At 66.8% G+C, this 16664-nt stretch carries 15 protein-coding genes; 5 read left to right on the forward strand and 10 right to left on the reverse strand.

The features are described from left to right. Window positions 1-35: 35 nt before the first annotated feature. From HMPREF2886_RS05885 to HMPREF2886_RS05895, 3 genes are read left to right on the forward strand one after another with little or no spacing between them, the layout of a single operon-like run. Window positions 36-791: a 5-oxoprolinase subunit PxpA gene (locus tag HMPREF2886_RS05885; RefSeq protein WP_033970482.1), complete on the forward strand. Its 756-nt coding sequence runs from the start codon at window positions 36-38 to the stop codon at window positions 789-791. Next, entirely contained in the window at window positions 788-1465 is a 678-nt protein-coding gene (gene pxpB / locus HMPREF2886_RS05890) for a 5-oxoprolinase subunit PxpB (RefSeq protein WP_057387695.1), read from the forward strand. Before HMPREF2886_RS05885 ends, pxpB begins: the two co-directional genes overlap by 4 nt. Next, on the forward strand, window positions 1462-2391 hold the full coding sequence (locus tag HMPREF2886_RS05895) for a 5-oxoprolinase subunit C family protein (RefSeq protein ID WP_033970485.1): 930 nt from the start codon (window positions 1462-1464) through the stop codon (window positions 2389-2391). Before pxpB ends, HMPREF2886_RS05895 begins: the two co-directional genes overlap by 4 nt. Before the next feature lie 4 nt (window positions 2392-2395). On the opposite strand, the gene HMPREF2886_RS05900 is transcribed toward HMPREF2886_RS05895, so the two are convergent. Next, window positions 2396-2869 (reverse strand): Lrp/AsnC family transcriptional regulator, encoded by a 474-nt coding sequence (locus HMPREF2886_RS05900; protein WP_058179513.1) that lies wholly within the window; start codon window positions 2867-2869, stop codon window positions 2396-2398. A gap of 140 nt (window positions 2870-3009) precedes the next feature. Here HMPREF2886_RS05900 and HMPREF2886_RS05905 point away from each other — a divergent pair, with 140 nt between their 5' ends. Beyond that, entirely contained in the window at window positions 3010-3642 is a 633-nt protein-coding gene (locus HMPREF2886_RS05905) for a LysE family translocator (protein WP_033970486.1), read from the forward strand. 32 nt (window positions 3643-3674) lie between these two features. Here the strand turns inward: HMPREF2886_RS05905 and HMPREF2886_RS05910 are convergent, their stop codons facing one another. The 8 genes from HMPREF2886_RS05910 to psdR all read right to left on the reverse strand — a co-directional run bounded on the left by HMPREF2886_RS05910 (window position 3675) and on the right by psdR (window position 13427). Next, on the reverse strand, window positions 3675-4646 hold the full coding sequence (locus HMPREF2886_RS05910; RefSeq protein WP_033970487.1) for a peptide ABC transporter ATP-binding protein: 972 nt from the start codon (window positions 4644-4646) through the stop codon (window positions 3675-3677). Next, a complete protein-coding gene (locus tag HMPREF2886_RS05915) occupies window positions 4646-5620 on the reverse strand; it encodes an ABC transporter ATP-binding protein (protein ID WP_003094451.1) in 975 nt (324 codons plus the stop codon). Before HMPREF2886_RS05915 ends, HMPREF2886_RS05910 begins: the two co-directional genes overlap by 1 nt. A gap of 52 nt (window positions 5621-5672) precedes the next feature. Continuing rightward, window positions 5673-6584: an ABC transporter permease subunit gene (locus HMPREF2886_RS05920; protein WP_070746961.1), complete on the reverse strand. Its 912-nt coding sequence runs from the start codon at window positions 6582-6584 to the stop codon at window positions 5673-5675. Window positions 6585-6595: 11 nt separating this feature from the next. Continuing rightward, the gene (locus HMPREF2886_RS05925; protein ID WP_033970493.1) at window positions 6596-7606 is read right to left on the reverse strand and encodes an ABC transporter permease subunit; all 1011 of its coding nucleotides are present in this window, start codon (window positions 7604-7606) and stop codon (window positions 6596-6598) included. Window positions 7607-7673: 67 nt separating this feature from the next. Next, window positions 7674-9269 carry an ABC transporter substrate-binding protein gene (locus tag HMPREF2886_RS05930; protein WP_057387696.1) on the reverse strand — a complete coding sequence of 532 codons (1596 nt, stop codon included), beginning with the start codon at window positions 9267-9269 and terminating at the stop codon, window positions 7674-7676. Between the two features lie 48 nt (window positions 9270-9317). Then, window positions 9318-10772, reverse strand: coding sequence for an OprD family outer membrane porin (locus HMPREF2886_RS05935; RefSeq protein ID WP_083318526.1), 1455 nt, complete (start codon window positions 10770-10772; stop codon window positions 9318-9320). Between the two features lie 224 nt (window positions 10773-10996). Next, a complete protein-coding gene (locus HMPREF2886_RS05940) occupies window positions 10997-12598 on the reverse strand; it encodes an ABC transporter substrate-binding protein (protein WP_021264153.1) in 1602 nt (533 codons plus the stop codon). A gap of 265 nt (window positions 12599-12863) precedes the next feature. Then, complete coding sequence (gene psdR, locus HMPREF2886_RS05945; protein WP_024914687.1) at window positions 12864-13427, reverse strand: transcriptional regulator PsdR; 564 nt, start codon at window positions 13425-13427, stop codon at window positions 12864-12866. A 168-nt stretch (window positions 13428-13595) separates the two neighbouring features. On the opposite strand from psdR, the gene mdpA reads away from it, so the two are divergent. Next, window positions 13596-14813: a metallopeptidase MdpA gene (gene mdpA, locus HMPREF2886_RS05950; protein ID WP_003116232.1), complete on the forward strand. Its 1218-nt coding sequence runs from the start codon at window positions 13596-13598 to the stop codon at window positions 14811-14813. Between the two features lie 67 nt (window positions 14814-14880). On the opposite strand, the gene HMPREF2886_RS05955 is transcribed toward mdpA, so the two are convergent. After that, window positions 14881-16479 carry an ABC transporter substrate-binding protein gene (locus HMPREF2886_RS05955; protein ID WP_039027721.1) on the reverse strand — a complete coding sequence of 533 codons (1599 nt, stop codon included), beginning with the start codon at window positions 16477-16479 and terminating at the stop codon, window positions 14881-14883. Between the last annotated feature and the right edge of the window lie 185 nt (window positions 16480-16664).

The following is a 16664-nucleotide window of genomic DNA, read 5'->3' on the forward strand; positions in this document are numbered from 1 at the left end:
TTTTTCCGAAATCCTGGCCTCGAAAGGAGCGCACAATGAACGACATCGGCCGGCGTATCCTGCTCAACTGCGACATGGGCGAAAGCTTTGGCGCCTGGCGCATGGGCGACGATGTCCACAGCATGCCGCTGGTTGACCAGGCCAACCTGGCTTGCGGCTTCCACGCTGGCGACCCGCTCACCATGCGGCGCGCGGTGGAGCTGGCGGTACGCCATGGCGTGAGCATCGGCGCGCACCCGGCCTATCCCGACCTGAGCGGCTTCGGCCGGCGCTCGCTGGCCTGCTCTGCCGAAGAGGTGCATGCCATGGTGCTGTACCAGGTCGGTGCGCTGGACGCTTTCTGCCGTTCCCTCGGTGCCCAGGTGGCCTATGTCAAGCCGCATGGCGCGCTGTACAACGACCTGGTCGGCGACGACGAGCTGCTGCGCGCCGTGCTCGACGCCTGCGCCGCCTATCGCAAGGGCCTGCCGCTGATGGTGCTGGCCCTGGCCGACAACGGCCGCGAACTGGAACTGGCCGACGAGGCCGACGTGCCGCTGCTGTTCGAGGCCTTCGCCGATCGTGCCTACCTGCCGGACGGGCGGCTGGCTCCGCGGCGGCTTGGCGGCGCGGTGCATCACGATCCGCAGCGGATCATCGGGCAGGCCCTGGCCATCGCCCGCGGCGAAGCCTTCCCCGACTACGACGGCAACCCGCTGCGCCTGACCGCCGACAGTCTTTGCGTGCATGGCGACAACCCGGAGTCGCTGGCGGTCCTCCGGCGCCTGCGCGCGGCCCTGGACAGCCTGTGATCCGCATCGAACCCGCTGGTGCCGAAGCCCTGCTGCTGACGTTCGCCGAAGAACCCGAAGTGGACCTGTCTGTGCGCCTGGCCGAGCTGGCCAGACGTCTGCGCGAGGGGCTCGGCGAAGGCGTCAGGGATCTGGTGCCGGGCTGGACCACCCTGATGCTGCATTACGACCCCTACCGCATCGCCCCGCAGGTACTGGAAGAACACCTGGGGCCGCTGCTGGCGGAGTGGTACGCCTGGCGCCCCGCCGAGGATGCCGGGCGCCTGCACGAGATTCCCGTCTGGTACGCCGGCGAGGACCTCGCGACGGTAGCGGTTGCCTGTGGATTGACTGGCGAACGGGTGATCGAACTGCACAGCGCGGCTGAATACCGGGTCGGCGCGATCGGTTTCGCTCCGGGATTCGCCTACCTCGGCGGCCTCGACCCGCGCCTGGTCCTGCCGCGGCGGGCCACCCCGCGGGCGCGTGTACCGGCCGGCAGCCTGGCCATTGCCGAGGCGCAGACGGCGATCTATCCGCAGGCCTCGCCCGGCGGCTGGCACCTGCTGGGACGCAGTCCGTGGCGTCCGTTCGATCCGGCCGCCAGTCCTCCGTGCCCACTGGCGCTGGGCGACCGGGTGCGCTTCGTCGCCATCGGGCGCGAGGCCTTCCTCGACCTGGGCGGGCGCGAATGAATGGTTTGCGGGTCGTCAAGGCGGGACCGCAGAGCCTGCTGCAGGACGACGGCCGGCGTGGCTGGCAGCACCTCGGCGTATCCGCGGGCGGCCCTCTGGACCGCCAGGCGGCAGCCTGGGCCAATCGCCTGCTCGGCAATCCCTGGGGGACGCCATTGCTGGAAATCGCTTTCGGCGGCCTGGTGCTGGAGTGCAGGGTGGAGGCGACCTGGCTGGCGTTGACCGGAGCGCGCCTGGCGCTGACGGTGGACGGCCGCGAATGCCTGCCCTGGAGTCGCTTCCGGGTCCGCCGCGGGCAACGCATCGAACTGGGCTTCGCCGAGGCCGGGCAGCGTGCCTACCTGGCCTGCGCCGGCGGTTTCCGGGCCAGGCCGGTACTGGGCAGCGTCGCTTGCCAGGTTCGCGACGGGCTCGGCGGTTTACAGGGCGATGGCCGGATCCTGGCGGAGGGCGATTGCCTGCCGTGCGCCGAAGCGGGAGCGGCGTGCCCGTGGGACGCCAGCGTGCCCTGGCGTTTCCAGCCGGACTACCGGCAGCAGCGGCCCTTGCGCGTGCTGCTCGGCGGCGATGCGGCGGCCTTCGATGCAGCCAGCAGGCAAGCCTTCTTCGCCAGCGCCTGGCGAATCAGCCCGCGGTCCGATCGCATGGGCGTCCGCCTGGCCGGCAAGCCGCTGCGCGGGGCGCCGCGCGCCTGGTCGCAGGGCGTGGTGGAGGGCGCTATCCAGGTTCCGCCCGACGGCCAACCCATCGTGCTGATGGCTGACCGCCAGAGCATGGGTGGCTATCCGCTGCTGGGCTTCGTCCATCCACTGGACCTCTCGCGCCTGGCGCAAAGCCCCGCGCATAGCGAGGTAACCTTCGTCGAGAGCGACCTGGCGACGCAGCAGGCCGATCTGCTGCGCTTCTACCGCTTCTTCCGCGGCTGAGCGCTCAGCCGGCCAGGTGGCCGAGCGGCAGCGGCGAGGGCGCCTTGACCGTCTTGATCGCGAAGTTGCTGCGGATGTCGCTGACCCCGGGCAGGCGCAACAGGGTCTCGCTGAGCAGGCGTTCATAGGCGCGCAGGTCGGGGACCACCACTTGCAGGAGGAAGTCCGACTCGCCGGAGACGAGGTGCACCGAGATCACCTCCGGCAGGTCGACCACCGCACGGTGGAAGGCCTCGGCCTGCTCCTGGCGGTGGCGTTCCACCTTGATCCCGACGAACACCGTGAGGCCGAGGCCGACCTCGTCGCGGTCGATGCTGGCCTGGTAGCCGCGAATCACCCCGGCCTCTTCCAGCAGGCGCACGCGGCGCAGGCAGGGAGACGGGGAGAGGCCGATCTCCTCGGCCAGCAGGACGTTGCTCAGGCGGCCGTCGCGCTGGAGGGCGGCGAGGATGCGGTGGTCATAGGCGTCGAGTTTCATATTGGCATATCCGGATGGATAGTCTTCGGGGAGTGGAATTTACTGCCAAATAGAATGGATAGGCTGGTGGAAAACGCAAGCACCTGCCCTGCCTTGCGGGCATAGAATCGCTATCCGGGTCACCTCCTGGAGCCGATACGATGGACACGAGCGCTTTCCTGATTGCCCTGGCGGTGGTCTACCTGGTCCCCGGACCGGACATGCTCCTGCTGTTCCAGACCGGCGCCCGCCAGGGCCGTCGCGCGGCACTGGTCACCGCCCTCGGCCTGGCCCTGGCTCGGGCCTGCCATGTGCTGATGGCCGCGACCGGACTGGCGCTGCTGTTCCGTACCGCTCCCTGGACCTTCGACCTGGTGCGCCTGCTCGGCGCCGCCTACCTCGCCTGGCTTGGCCTGCAGATGCTGCGCGGTGGCGGACTGGCCTTGCCGGCCAGCGACGCGGGCTCCGCGCCGGTAGTCCCTCACGCCGACCGCCGGGCCTTGCTGCGCGGACTCCTGACCAACCTGCTGAACCCCAAGGCCCTGCTGTTCTGTTCGGTGCTGCTGCCGCAGTTCGTCAGCCCCGAGGCCGGTTCGCTGGCCATCCAGTTCGCCGCGCTCGGTGCGGTCCTGGTTCTGGTTGGTCTGGCCTTCGACTGCGCCTACGCCCTGGCCGGTGGCCGCCTGGGCCGCTGGCTGGCGTCCCGGCCGCGGGCACAGCGCCTGCAGCAGTGGGGTTTCGGTGGGTTGTTGATAGGGTTCGGGGTAAGGCTGGCGCTGCTGCGCCAGCTCTGAAGGGCTGCGGGGCGGCGAACGCCCCGTGGCGCTCAGCCGAGGAATTGCTCGGCGTGGTGGCAGGCCACCTGGCGCTGGTCGAGCAGGCGCAGCTCGGGCACCTCGCTGCGGCAGCGCTCGGTGGCGTAGGGGCAGCGCTTGTGGAAGGCGCAACCCTCCGGCGGGTTCAGCGGGTTCGGCAGTTCGCCCTGGATGCGGATCTTCGGCTTCGTCGGGTCCGGATGGATCGCCGGGGTCGCCGAGAGCAGCGCGCGGGTGTAGGGATGCAGCGGGTTCTCGTAGAGCTTGTCCGCCGGCCCCATCTCCGCCGGTCGGCCGAGGTACATCACCAGGACATCGTCGGCGACGTGGCGGACCACCGCCAGGTTGTGCGAGATGAATACGTAGGCGGTGCGGAACTGCTGCTGCAGGTCCATGAACAGGTTCAGTACCTGGGCCTGGATCGACACGTCGAGGGCCGAGGTCGGCTCGTCCGCCACCAGCACCTTGGGTTGCAGCATCATCGCCCGGGCCAGGGCGATGCGCTGGCGCTGGCCGCCGGAGAACATGTGCGGGTAGCGCTGGTAGTGCTCCGGCCGCAGGCCGACCTGGCGCATCATCTGCTGGACCTTTTCGCGGCGCTCCTCGCGCGACAGCTCGGTGTTGATCAGCAGCGGCTCGGCCAACTGGTCGCCGATCTTCTGTCGCGGATTGAGCGAGGCGTAGGGGTTCTGGAAGACCATCTGCACGTCGCGACGCAGTTGCCGGCGCTGGTCCTTGCTGGCGCCCTTGACCTCCTGCCCGGCGATTTTCAGCGAGCCGGAGGTGGGTTCCTCGATCAGGGTCAGGGCGCGCGCCAGGGTCGACTTGCCGCAGCCGGACTCACCGACCACGGCGAGGGTCTTGCCGGCTTCCAGTTCGAACGATACGCCGTTCAGCGCGCGCACCTGGGCGTGGCCCTTGAACAGGCCGCGGGAGACTTCGTAGTGACGGGTCAGATCACGGGCGGTCAGAACGGTTTCCATCAGGCCACCTCGTTCAGCAGGTTCAACGGATAGAAGCAGCGCACCGCGCCGCGCTCGTGCGCCTCCAGGGCCGGCCGCTCCTGGCGGCAATGCTCCTGGGCATAGGGACAGCGTGGCGACAACAGGCAACCGCGCGGGCGGTCGTAGCGCCCCGGTACGATGCCGGGCAGGGTGGCCAGGCGGGCTTCGCCGGCACAGTGTTCGGGGATCGCCTTGATCAGCGCCTCGGTATAGGGATGGGTCGGGCGGTCGAACAGCGCCGGCACGCCGCCGATCTCCACCGCTTCGCCGGCGTACATCACGCAGACGCGCTGGGCGGTCTCGGCGACCACGGCGAGATCGTGGGTGATCAGGATCAGCGCCATGTCCTGGTCGCGCTGCAGGTTCAGCAGCAGCTCCATGATCTGCGCCTGGATGGTCACGTCGAGGGCGGTGGTCGGCTCGTCGGCGATCAGCAGCTTGGGCTCGGCGGCGATGGCCATGGCGATCGCCACGCGCTGGCTCATGCCACCGGAGAGTTGGTGCGGGTAGGCGTCGAGGCGGCTGGCGGCGGCCGGGATCTCGACCCGTTCGAGCAGTTCCAGGGCGCGCTGGCGCAGGGCCTTGCCGCGCAGGCCGAGATGCAGGCGGAGGACTTCCTCGATCTGGTAGCCGACGGTGTAGCTGGGGTTGAGGGCGGTCATCGGGTCCTGGAAGACCATCGCCATGTCCTTGCCGACGATGCGCCGGCGCTGGCGGCCCTTGAGGGTGAGCATGTCGTGGCCGTCGAAGCGCAGGTGATCGGCGGACACCCAGCCGGGGGCGTCGATCAGGCCCATCAGGGCCATCATGGTCACCGACTTGCCGGAGCCGGACTCGCCGACGATGGCCAGCACCTCGCCCTTGTCGACGCTCAGGTCGAGGCCGTCGACCACGGGCACGGCGGTGGTGTCGCCGAAGCGTACGCTGAGGTTCTTGATATCGAGGAGGCTCATGCGGCGGTCTCCTGTGGCGCGGATACGGATGCGCTGTTCATGGTTGTGCTCCTCATGCCGCGTTCTTCAGTTTCGGATCGAGGGCGTCGCGCAGGCCGTCGCCCATCAGGTTGATCGCCAGTACGCTGAGCAGGATGGTCAGGCCGGGTAGGCTGACCACCCACCAGGCGCGCTCTATGTAGTCGCGGGCGGAGGCGAGCATGGTGCCCCACTCGGGGGTCGGCGGTTGCACGCCGAGGCCGAGGAAACCGAGGGCGGCGGCGTCGAGGATCGCCGAAGAGAAGCTCAGGGTGGCCTGGACGATCAGCGGCGCCATGCAGTTCGGCAGCACGCAGACGAACATCAGCCGCAGGGTGCCGGCGCCGGCCAGGCGCGAGGCGGTGACGTAGTCGCGGTTTAGCTCGGTCATCACCGCAGCGCGGGTCAGGCGCACGTAGGCCGGCAGCGAGACGATGGCGATGGCGATCACGGTGTTGATCAGGCCTGGGCCGAGGATCGCCACGATGGCCACCGCCAGCAGCAGCGACGGCAGCGCCAGCATGATGTCCATCAGGCGCATGATCAGCGGCCCGGCACGGTTCGGCGAGAAGCCGGCGAGCAGGCCGAGGAGGATGCCGGGGATCAGCGAGATCACCACCGAGGACAGGCCGATCAGCAGCGACAGGCGGGCGCCGTGGATCAGCCGCGAGAGCAGGTCGCGGCCCAGCTCGTCGGTGCCGAGCAGGAAGCGCGCCTGGCCGCCTTCCAGCCAGGATGGCGGGGTCAGCAGGAAGTCGCGGAACTGCTCGCTCGGATCGTAGGGTGCGACCCAGGGGGCGAACAGCGCGCAGAACACGATCAGCAGCATGAACAGCAGGCCGCCGAGGGCGCCCTTGTTGTGCGCGAAGGCCTGCCAGAATTCCTTCAGCGGGGACGGGTAGACCAGGCTCGGGTCGCTGGTGGGAGCGTTGTGCATGGCGTTCATCGGCTGGCTCCTCAGCGTTGGTGGCGAATGCGCGGGTTGGCCAGGCCGTAGAGGATGTCCACGACGAAATTGACCAGGATGACCAGGGTGGCGACCAGCAGGATGCCGTTCTGCACCACCGGGTAGTCGCGGCGGCTGATGGCGTCGATCAGCCACTTGCCGATGCCCGGCCAGGAGAAGATGGTTTCGGTCAGCACTGCGCCGGCGAGCAGCGTGCCGACCTGCAGGCCGAACACCGTCAATACCGGGATCATGGCGTTGCGCAGGGCATGCACGAAGACCACCCGGGCCGGCGACAGGCCCTTGGCGCGGGCGGTGCGCACATAGTCCTCGCGCAGCACCTCGAGCATCGCCGAGCGGGTCATGCGGGCGATCACCGCCAGCGGGATGGTGCCCAGCACGATGGCCGGCAGGATCAGGTGGCGCACGGCATCGAGGAACGAGCCCTGTTCGTCGGAAAGCAGGGTGTCGATCAGCATGAAGCCGGTCTTCGGCTCGATGTCGTAGAGCAGGTCGAGACGGCCGGACACCGGCGTCCAGCCCAGCGACACGGAGAACAGCATGATCAGGATCAGGCCCCACCAGAAGATCGGCATCGAATAGCCGGCGAGGGACACCGTCATCACCCCGTGGTCGAACAGCGAACCGCGTTTCAGGGCGGCGATCACCCCGGCCAGCAGACCGAAGGTGCCGGCGAAGAGCATGGCGGCCAGGGACAGTTCCAGGGTCGCCGGGAACAGGGTGAGGAATTCGTGCCAGACGCCTTCGCGGGTGGTCAGCGATTCGCCGAGATTGCCCTGTGCCAGGTTGCCCACGTAGTCCAGGTACTGCTGGTACAACGGCTTGTCCAGGCCCAGGCGGTGCAGGGCCTCGGCATGCATCTGCGGATCGACGCGACGTTCGCCCATCATCACTTCCACCGGGTCGCCGGGAATCAGGCGGATCAGCGCGAAGGTGAGCAGCGTCACGCCGAAGAAGGTGGGGATCAGCAACCCCAATCGTCGTGCAATGAAACTAAGCATGTTGGCGGGTAACTCCTCATCGCGGACCGTGCGCCCCGCTGGCGGCGGGGCTGTGGTCCTTGTTCTTCTACGGCTTCACCGAGGTGGTGGCGAAGTTGTTGTTGCTCAACGGATTGATCACGTAGCCCTGCACCGTGTTCCGCCGGACGTTGAACAGCTTCGGGTAGGCCAGCGGTATCCATGGGGCCTGTTCGTGGAATACCACCTGGGCCTGCTCGTACAGTTTCGCCCGCTCGGCCGGATCGCTCACCTCGCGGGCCTTGCGCATCAGCGCCTCGAAGTCCTTGTCGCACCAGCGCGCCTGGTTTTCACCCGACTCGGCGGCGGCGCAGCTCAGGTTCGGGCTGAGGAAGTTGTCCGGGTCGCCGTTGTCGCCGGCCCAGCCAAGCAGCGACAGGTCGTGCTCGCCGGCCTTCGAACGCTTGAGCAGCTCGCCCCATTCCAGGGAACGGATGGTCAGTTGGATGCCGGCCTTGGCCAGGTCAGCCTGCAGCATCTGTGCCGCCAGGGCGGGGTTGGGGATGGTAGGCGAGGTGCCGTTGCGAATGAACAGGGTGATCCTGAGATTTTCCGCGCCGGCTTCCTTGAGCAGCGCCCTGGCGCGTTCGGGGTCGTGCGGCCAGTCCTGGATCGAATGGTTGTAGCCGAGCAGGGTCGGGGGATAGGGACCGACCGCCGGACTGGCCGCGCCGGGGCCGAACACCGCGTCGAGCATGGCCTTCTTGTCCAGCGCGAGATTGATCGCCTGGCGCACGCGCGGGTCGTCGAGCGGCTTGTGCTGGGTGTTGATGGCAATGTAGGTGGTCAGCAGGGCATCGATCTCGTCCACCGCCAGGTTCGGGTCCTGCTTCAGGCGCGGCACGTCCTCCGGTTTCGGGTACAGCGAGACCTGGCACTCGCCGGCACGGACCTTTTGCATGCGCACGTTGGGATCGAGGGTAATGGCGAACACCAGGTTGTCGATCGGCGGCTTGCCGGCGTAGTAGTCCGGGTTCGCCGTGTAGCGGACCTGGGCGTCCTTGGCGTAGCGCTTGAAGACGAACGGCCCGGTGCCGATCGGCTGGTTGTTCAGCTGGCCCTGCTTGCCGGCGGCGAGCAACCGGTCGCCGTACTCGGCGGAATAGATGGACGCGAAGGGCATCGCCATATCGCGCAGGAACGGCGCTTCGGGACGGTTGAGGACGAAGCGCACGGTGAGCTCGTCGACCTTTTCCACCGACTTGATCAGCTCGCCCATGCCCATCGCGTCGAAGTAGGCGTAGCCGCGCAGCGCCGAGGCATGCCAGGGATGCTTCGGATCGAGGGCGCGCTGGAAGGTCCACAGCACATCATCGGCATTCAGGCTCCGGGTCGGCTTGAAGTAGTCGGTGGTATGGAATTTCACGCCGGGGCGCAGGTGGAAGGTATAGCTCAGTCCGTCGGCGCTGACGTCCCAGCGCTCGGCCAGCCCCGGGATCACCTCGGTGGTGCCGGGACGGAAGGCGAGCAGGCGGCTGAACACGGTTTCCGCGGAGGCGTCGGCGGTCACCGCGCCGGTGTACTGGACGATGTCGAAGCCTTCCGGGCTGGCCTCGGTGCAGACCACCAGGTTCTTCGCCTGGGCCGCGCCGGCGGCGCATAGCGCCAGGGCCAGGGGCAGGTGTCGGAGCAACGGATGGAGCATGGGGTCCTCCTTGTGGGCCCCGTCTCCGGGGCCGCCGGTGTCGCAGGTTTACAGCAGGTTGAAGGGGAAGGTGCTGACCAGGCGCAGTTCGTTGACGCTGCCGTCGACCTGGTTCTGGCTGGCCTTGTGCATCATGTAGGTGAGCTTGAAGGTGCTGTCCTTGATCGGCCCGTTCTGCACCTTGTAGGCCGCCATCAGGCCCAGCTCGTGGTGCTTCTCGCCGTCCTGGGCGCGCACCTCGGCGTAGTTGCCGTAGGCACCGTTGCGATCGCCGTCGTAGTGGGTGCCGTCGATGTCCCAGCCCTTCACGTACCACACGCCGGTGCTCAGGCCGGGGATCCCGTAGTAGCTCCAGTCGGTCTCGTAGCGGATCTGCGCGGACTTCTCGTTGGGGCTGTTGTAGTCGGCCAGCATCGAGTTGGCCAGGAAGATCGCCGAGGTCTCGTGCACGTAGTCGAAGTATTCGTTGCCGTCGACCTGCTGGTAGGCCAGGGTCAGGGCGTGGGCGCGATGGCCGAGGGTGAAGGCCAGGCTCCAGGTGTCGTTGTCGATGTAGCCGGCCTCGCGCGCGCCAGTGTCGCCGGTGTGGTAGCCGTTGAAGGCGGTGCGCAGGGCGATGCCGTTCTCGAGGTCGCCGATGTCGTGGGTCACGCCCAGGTAGTACTGGTTCCAGACGTCCTGGAAATGCGAGCCATAGAGGGAAATCTCCAGCCCGTCGAGCGGCTTGTAGTTGCCGCCCAGGTAGTTCAGGCGGTCGCCCTTGACCTGGCGGGTGCCGTACTCGGTGGTCATGTCCTCGTCGCCGGAGCCGGTTCGCGGGCTGACCTTGCGGAAGCTGCCGGCCTGCAGGCTGAGGTTGTCCAGCTCCTCGCTGGTCACGGCGAAGCCGGTGAAGCTGGAGGGCAGGGCACGGTTGTCGATATAGCTGAACACTGGAGTGTTGACCAGGAAGCGACCGGCCTTGAATTCGGTGTTCGAGGCGCGCAGGCGGATGTTGGCGACGCCCAGCTTGGACCACTCGCCGATCGCCTCGCCATCGCTGTTCGCCAGGGTCCGGTTGCCGCCGCCGCCGATGCGGCCCTTGCCGCGCTCCAGGGCGATCTCGTTGAAGGCTGCGACGTCGAAGCCGAAGCCGATGCTGCCCTGGGTGTAGCCCGAGCTGTACTTGAGCACCGTGCCCTGGACCCAGGCGTTGCGCTGGTGGATGCGCTGGGAGCCGCCGCCGGCCTTGGGAATGCGGAAGGTGAAGCTGTCCTTCATGTTTTCCCGCGAGTAGAAGTTGCGGGTGGTCAGGGTCAGGCTCTGTCCCTCGAACAGCCCGCTGGCGCCGGCCTGGCCCTTGATCGGTTTCTCCACGCTGGGGATGCTCTGCACCTGGGCGGCGTAGCTGGGATTGTCCGGGGTCGGCGGGGTTGCCTGCTCGTCCGCCGCCCAGCCTGGCGCGACCGATGCCATCATGGCCAATCCCAGCGTCGCGCCGGTCACTCGTTGGTATCTCATCACCTGATTGCTCCCTTTATTGTTGTCATGGCACCTGTTTTACCCACCAGGTTTGCGCCGGTTTCGCCCGCGCCTGGGCGCGGCGGTCGAATACGGCGCTGCGAGCGCTCCTGACGGATCGCGCGCAGCGCCGTTCTGGAACACGGGCAGGAAAAGCAAAGAAATGAAGTACGGGTCGTGCCGTTCTTCTGCACCCCGGTCGTTTCACGACCGGGGCGGCGTCGGCATCAGGGCTGGTTGGCTACGCCATAGAAGGCGTTCCGCGAGAAGGGGCTGATCTTGAAGTCATGCACCGACTTGTTCATCGGCTGGTACACGGTGGAGTGGGCGATCGGGGTGATCGGCACCTGCTCCTTGAGGATGTGCTGGGCCTGCTTGTACAGCTCGCTGCGCTTGTCCTGGTCGGAGACCCGCTTGGCAGCCTTGACCAGCTTGTCGTAGGCCGCGTCGCACCATTTCGATACGTTGTTGCCGTTGATCGAGTCGCAGCCGTAGAGGGTCGCCAGCCAGTTGTCCGGATCGCCGTTGTCGCCGGTCCAGCCGAACAGCATGGCGTCATGCTCGCCGGCATGGGCGCGCTTGATGTACTCGCCCCATTCGTAGCTGACGATCCTGGCCTTGATGCCGATCTTCGCCCAGTCGGCCTGGATCATCTCCGCCATCAGCTTGGCGTTGGGGTTGTAGGGACGCTGCACCGGCATCGCCCACAGGGTGATCTCGGTGCCCTCGGCGACGCCGGCCTTCTTCAGCAGTTCCCGGGCCTTGGCCGGATCGAACGGGGCGTCCTTGATGGTTTCGTCATAGGACCACTGGGTCGGCGGCATGCCGTTCACCGCCAGTTGCCCGGCACCCTGGTAGACGGCGTCGATGATGGCTTGCTTGTTTACCGCCATGTCCAGCGCCTGGCGTACTTCGAGCTGGTCGAACGGCTTGTGGGTGACGTTGTAGGCGATGTAGCCGAGGTTGAAGCCCGGCTGCGAAGGCACCTTCAGGTTCGCCGCTTCCTGCAGGGCCTTGAGATCGGCGGGGCGCGGGTTGAGGGTGATCTGGCACTCGCCGGCCTTGAGCTTCTGCGCGCGCACCGCGGCGTCGGTGTTGATCGAGAAGATCAGGTTGTCGATCTTCACGTCTTCGGGTTTCCAGTAGTCCTTGTTGCCCTTGAAGCGGATCTGCGCATCCTTCTGGTAGCGGCTCAGGATGAAAGGCCCGGTGCCGATCGGCTTCTGGTTGATCTGCTGTGGCTTGCCGGCCTCGAGCAACTGCCCGGCGTATTCGGCGGACTGGATCGAGGCGACGTCCATCGCCAGGTTCTGGATGAAGGCGGCGTCGACCTCGTTGAGGGTGAACTTCACCCTGTGCTCGTCGAGCTTCTCGACCCTGGCGATGTTCTTGTCCAGGCCCATGTCGGTGAAGTAGGGAAACTCGGTGGGGTAGGCCTTGCGGAACGGATGATCCTTGTCGAGCATGCGTTCGAAGGTGAACAGCACGTCGTCGGCGTTGAATTCGCGGGTCGGCTTGAAGTAGTCGGTGCTGTGGAACTTCACACCCTTGCGCAGGTGGAAGGTGTAGGTCTTGCCGTCGTCGCCGATGTCCCAGCTTTCCGCCAGGGCGGGGATCGCCCGGGTGCCGCCGCGCTCGAACTGGACGAGGCGGTTGAACAGGGTGACCGAGGTCGCATCGTAGTCGGTGCCGGTGGTGTACTGGGCGGGATCGAAGCCGGCCGGGCTGCCCTCCGAGCAGAACACCAGGTTGCTGGCGGCGTGGGAGAACGGGGAGCCGAGGATCAGACCGGCTGCCAGCCAGGCCCGAAGGGGAAGGATCTTACGCATGCAAACCTCATTTTTTCTTTTTCTAAGGGCATCGTCTGAGGATCGGCCTTATGGGCCATGGCAACTCTCGCCTTTCCATGGATGGCGGGTGACAGCCATGGACCCTGTGCGGCGACAGCGATCGTCCGTTTGTTGTTGGTCGACGATTCGCTGATGCCGAAATTAAGTCATGCTGAAATTGTGGTCAACGAAAATTAAGCACGACTAACATTTCTCTTGCGAAAACGTTTGCCTGACAGGATGGGAAGGTGCGCTGCGGACTGGATCAGGGCGTCGGATGGTCGTCGAACAGGCCCATGGTGGTGATGGTCAGGACCTCCGCCACATCGTTGCCGACGTTGGCCAGGCAATGGGTCTTGGTCGCGTCGAAGTGCACCGAGTCGCCGGCGCCGAGGGGGTACTGGCGACCCTCGATGGTGTAGACGATCTGCCCGGACAGGACGTAGGAGAACTCGGCGCCCTCATGGGAGATCAGCTCCGACTGGTAGCCCACCGGCATGTTCATCTTGACCGCATTGATCAGGTTGCCGGGGAAGGAGCTGGACAGGCGTTCGTAGGCCAGCGGCTGGCCCTCGATGGTGTAGCGTACCCGCTCGCCTTCGTGGGAGTCGGGCTGGGGTTGTGCCGGTTGGTCGAACAGGGCATTGAGCGGGATATTCAGCGACTTGGCGATGTTGGCCAGGGAAGAGATCGATACACCGGTGAGGTTGCGCTCCGCCTGGGAGAGGAAGCTCGCGGTGAGACCGGATTCGCTGGCGACTTGGTGCAGGGTCTTCTTGGCGGCGCGGCGATAGCGACGCAGGCGTTCGCCGATGCGGTCTACGGTCATTGGGGAGACTCTTGTTGAAAGGCGCAGTATACCCAGCGCGGGGCGTCAATAAAGTCTGACAGATGAACTACCCGAACCCCTATTTTTTAAGTGTGACTGAAAATTTGTTTTGACCTGAATTTAAGCTCGACTTAAATTCCAGCCCGGTCCAGACGAGGAGAACAACAAATGACCGTGGGTGTTGGCGGGAGTACCCCTGCGCAGGCGCTGGAGCGTCTGCGGAACATGATGGACGGCGCGCAGCCGATCGGCCTGGCGTCTTACCGTGCGCGTATCGCCGCGGCCCAGGCGTGGATGGGCGAGCATGGCATCGCCGCGGCGTACCTGCATGCAGGCAGCAACCTGCGTTACTTCAGCGGCGTGCAATGGCACCCCAGTGAACGCCTGGTGGGTGCGCTACTGCCCGCCGAGGGCGCCCTCGAATACCTTGCGCCGGCCTTCGAGGAAGGTACGGTGCGCGACTTCCAGGTGGTCGACGGCGCCATCCACACCTGGGAGGAACACCAGGATCCCTACCGCCTGCTGCTCGATCGCCTGGAGGCGCTCGGCGTGGGCGAGCGCAGCACGGTCGCACTGTGTCCGAGCCTGCCGTTCGGCATGTTCGAGCGCTTGCGCCAACAGGCGCCGGGCAGGAACTTCGTCAGCGCCGCGCCGCTGATCGACCAGGGACGGATGCGCAAGTCGGCCGAGGAGCTGGCGCTGATGCAGCGGGCCAAGGACATGACCCTGGAAGTGCAGAAGGCCGCGGCGAGCATTCTCCGCGAAGGCATCAGCACCACCGAAGTCGCCGAGTTCATCCACCAGGCGCACCGCAAGGTGGGCGCGCCCGGTTCGACCTTCTGCATCGTCCTGTTCGGTGCCGCCAGTGCCTTCCCGCATGGGGTGAAGCATGCGCAGGTGCTGAAGGACGGCGACATGGTGCTGATCGATACCGGCTGCCAGGTGCACGGCTACCAGTCGGATATCACCCGAAGCTATGTGTTCGGCACGCCCAGCGCACGCCAGCGCGAATTCTGGGGGATGGAGCGCGACGCCCAGTTGGCGGCCTTCGAGGCCGCGCGTCTGGGCCAGCCCTGCGAGGCGGTGGACGCCGCCGCGCGGCGTTCGCTGGAGGCCAACGGCCTGGGGCCGGACTACCGCCTGCCTGGCCTGCCGCACCGCACCGGGCATGGCATCGGCATGGACGTCCACGAAGGCCCGTACCTGGTACGTGGCGATCGCACGCCGCTGGATGTCGGCATGTGCTTCAGCAACGAACCGATGATCTGCGTGCCCGGCGAGTTCGGCATTCGCCTGGAGGATCACTTCTACATGACGGAGGAAGGACCGCGCTGGTTCACCCAACCGAGTCCGTCCATCGACGATCCCTTCGGCCTCGGCGGCTGAGCCGGCCGAACGATAACGCCGCACGCGGGAAGGCAAGGGCCAGGGCTTCCCGCGTGCGGCGCAGCGATCAGTCCAGCTTCACCCGTGAAAAGTCCCGCGCCGACATCGGGCTCATGCGGTAGCCGCTGACGTTCTTGCGTTGCGCGTCGAACATCAAAGGATGCGCCAGCGGCAACCAGGGCATCTGCTCGTGGAAGATCCGCTGCGCTTCCTTGTACAGCGCTACCCGTTGGCTCTCGTCGTTGCTCATGCGCGCCTTGCGGATGGCTTCGTCGAAGCCCTTGTCGCACCAGCGCGCGCGATTTTCCCCGGACTCCACCGAGGCGCAGCCGAGGTTGTGGGTGAGGAAGTTGTCCGGGTCGCCGTTATCGCCGATCCAGCTGTAGAGCATCATGTCGTGTTCGCCGGCCTTGGTGCGCTTGACCATCTCGCCCCACTCGAACTGGCGGATGTTCACCCGGATGCCGATGGCGGCCAGGTCGGACTGGATCAGTTGCGCCACTCGCGCCGGGTTGCCGCCGGGGCCGCTGCCGGTGCTGATGTAGAGGTTCAGGGGTGTGTCCGGGGCGACGCCGGCTTCCTTCAGCAGGGCCTTGGCCCGTTCGGGGTCGTAGGGCCAGTCGCGGATGCTGTCGTCGTAGCCGAGCAGCATCGGCGGGTAGGGGCCGATGGCCGGGCGGGCCTGATCGCCGAAGACGATCTTCAGGTAGGACGGCTTGTTGAAGCCCATGGCGATCGCCCGGCGCACGCGCGGGTCGTCGAACGGTTCGTGCCGGGTGTTGATCGCGGCGTGCGAGGTGATCATCGCCGCTTCTTCCAGCACCGTCAGTTGCGGGTCCTGGCGCAACGCGGCGACGTCTTCCGGCTTGGGCGTCAGGGCGATCTGGCATTCGTTGCGGCGCAGGCGCTGCACGCGCACGTTGGGGTCGAGGGTGATCGCCAGCACCAGGTGGTCGATGGCCGGCTTGCCCTTCCAGTAGTCGGGGTTGGCCGCGTAGCGCACCTGGGCATCCTTGCGGTAGCGGGTGAAGACGAACGGGCCGGTGCCGATCGGCTTGCTGTTGAGTTCGTCGCCCTTGCCCCTGGCGATCAGCTGGCCGGCATATTCGGCGGAGAGGATCGAGCCGAACGGCATGGCCAGGTCGGCGAGGAACGGCGCCTCTGGGTGCTTGAGGACGAAGCGCACCTGATGTTCGTCGATCTTCTCGATGCGCTCGATGATGTCGCGCAGTTGCATGGCGTCGGCGTAGGGGTAGCCGCTGGGCGAAAGGTCGTGGGCGGGGTGCTGCGGATCGAGCATGCGCTGGAAGCTGAACAGCACGTCGTCGGCGTTGAATTCGCGGCTTGGCTTGAAGTAGTCGGTGCTGTGGAATTTCACGCCCTGGCGCAGGCGGAAGGTGTAGACGAGGCCGTCAGCGGAGACGTCCCAGCTTTCCGCCAGGGCCGGGATCACCGTGGCGCTGCCCGGAGCGAACGCGGCCAGCGCGTTGTACAGCGGATGGGCTGAGGCGTCGAAGGTGTAGCCGGAGGTATAGCGGGCCGGATCGAACCCTTCCGGCGCCGCTTCGGTACACACCGCCAGGGTCTTCGGCTGGGCCTGGATGGCGGCGCTGGCGGCGAGGGCGAGCAGCAGCAGGCTGTAGCGCAGGGCAGAGCGTGGTCGCATGGATGACTCCTCTGGAGCGGGACGGCCGGGTCGGCCGCCCTGGGGAGAGGCGCCGCCTAGCTCGTGGCGGGGCGGCGCGGCTGGCAGGCGAAGCTACTTGCCGACGCTGACCTCGTAGAACGAGTTCAGGCCGAAGGGGCTGATCCTGAAGTCGTGTACCGTCTTGCGCATCGGCTGGTACACGG

It is taken from the genome of Pseudomonas sp. HMSC066A08, assembly GCF_001813025.1.
Classification (GTDB): Bacteria; Pseudomonadota; Gammaproteobacteria; order Pseudomonadales; family Pseudomonadaceae; genus Pseudomonas; species Pseudomonas aeruginosa.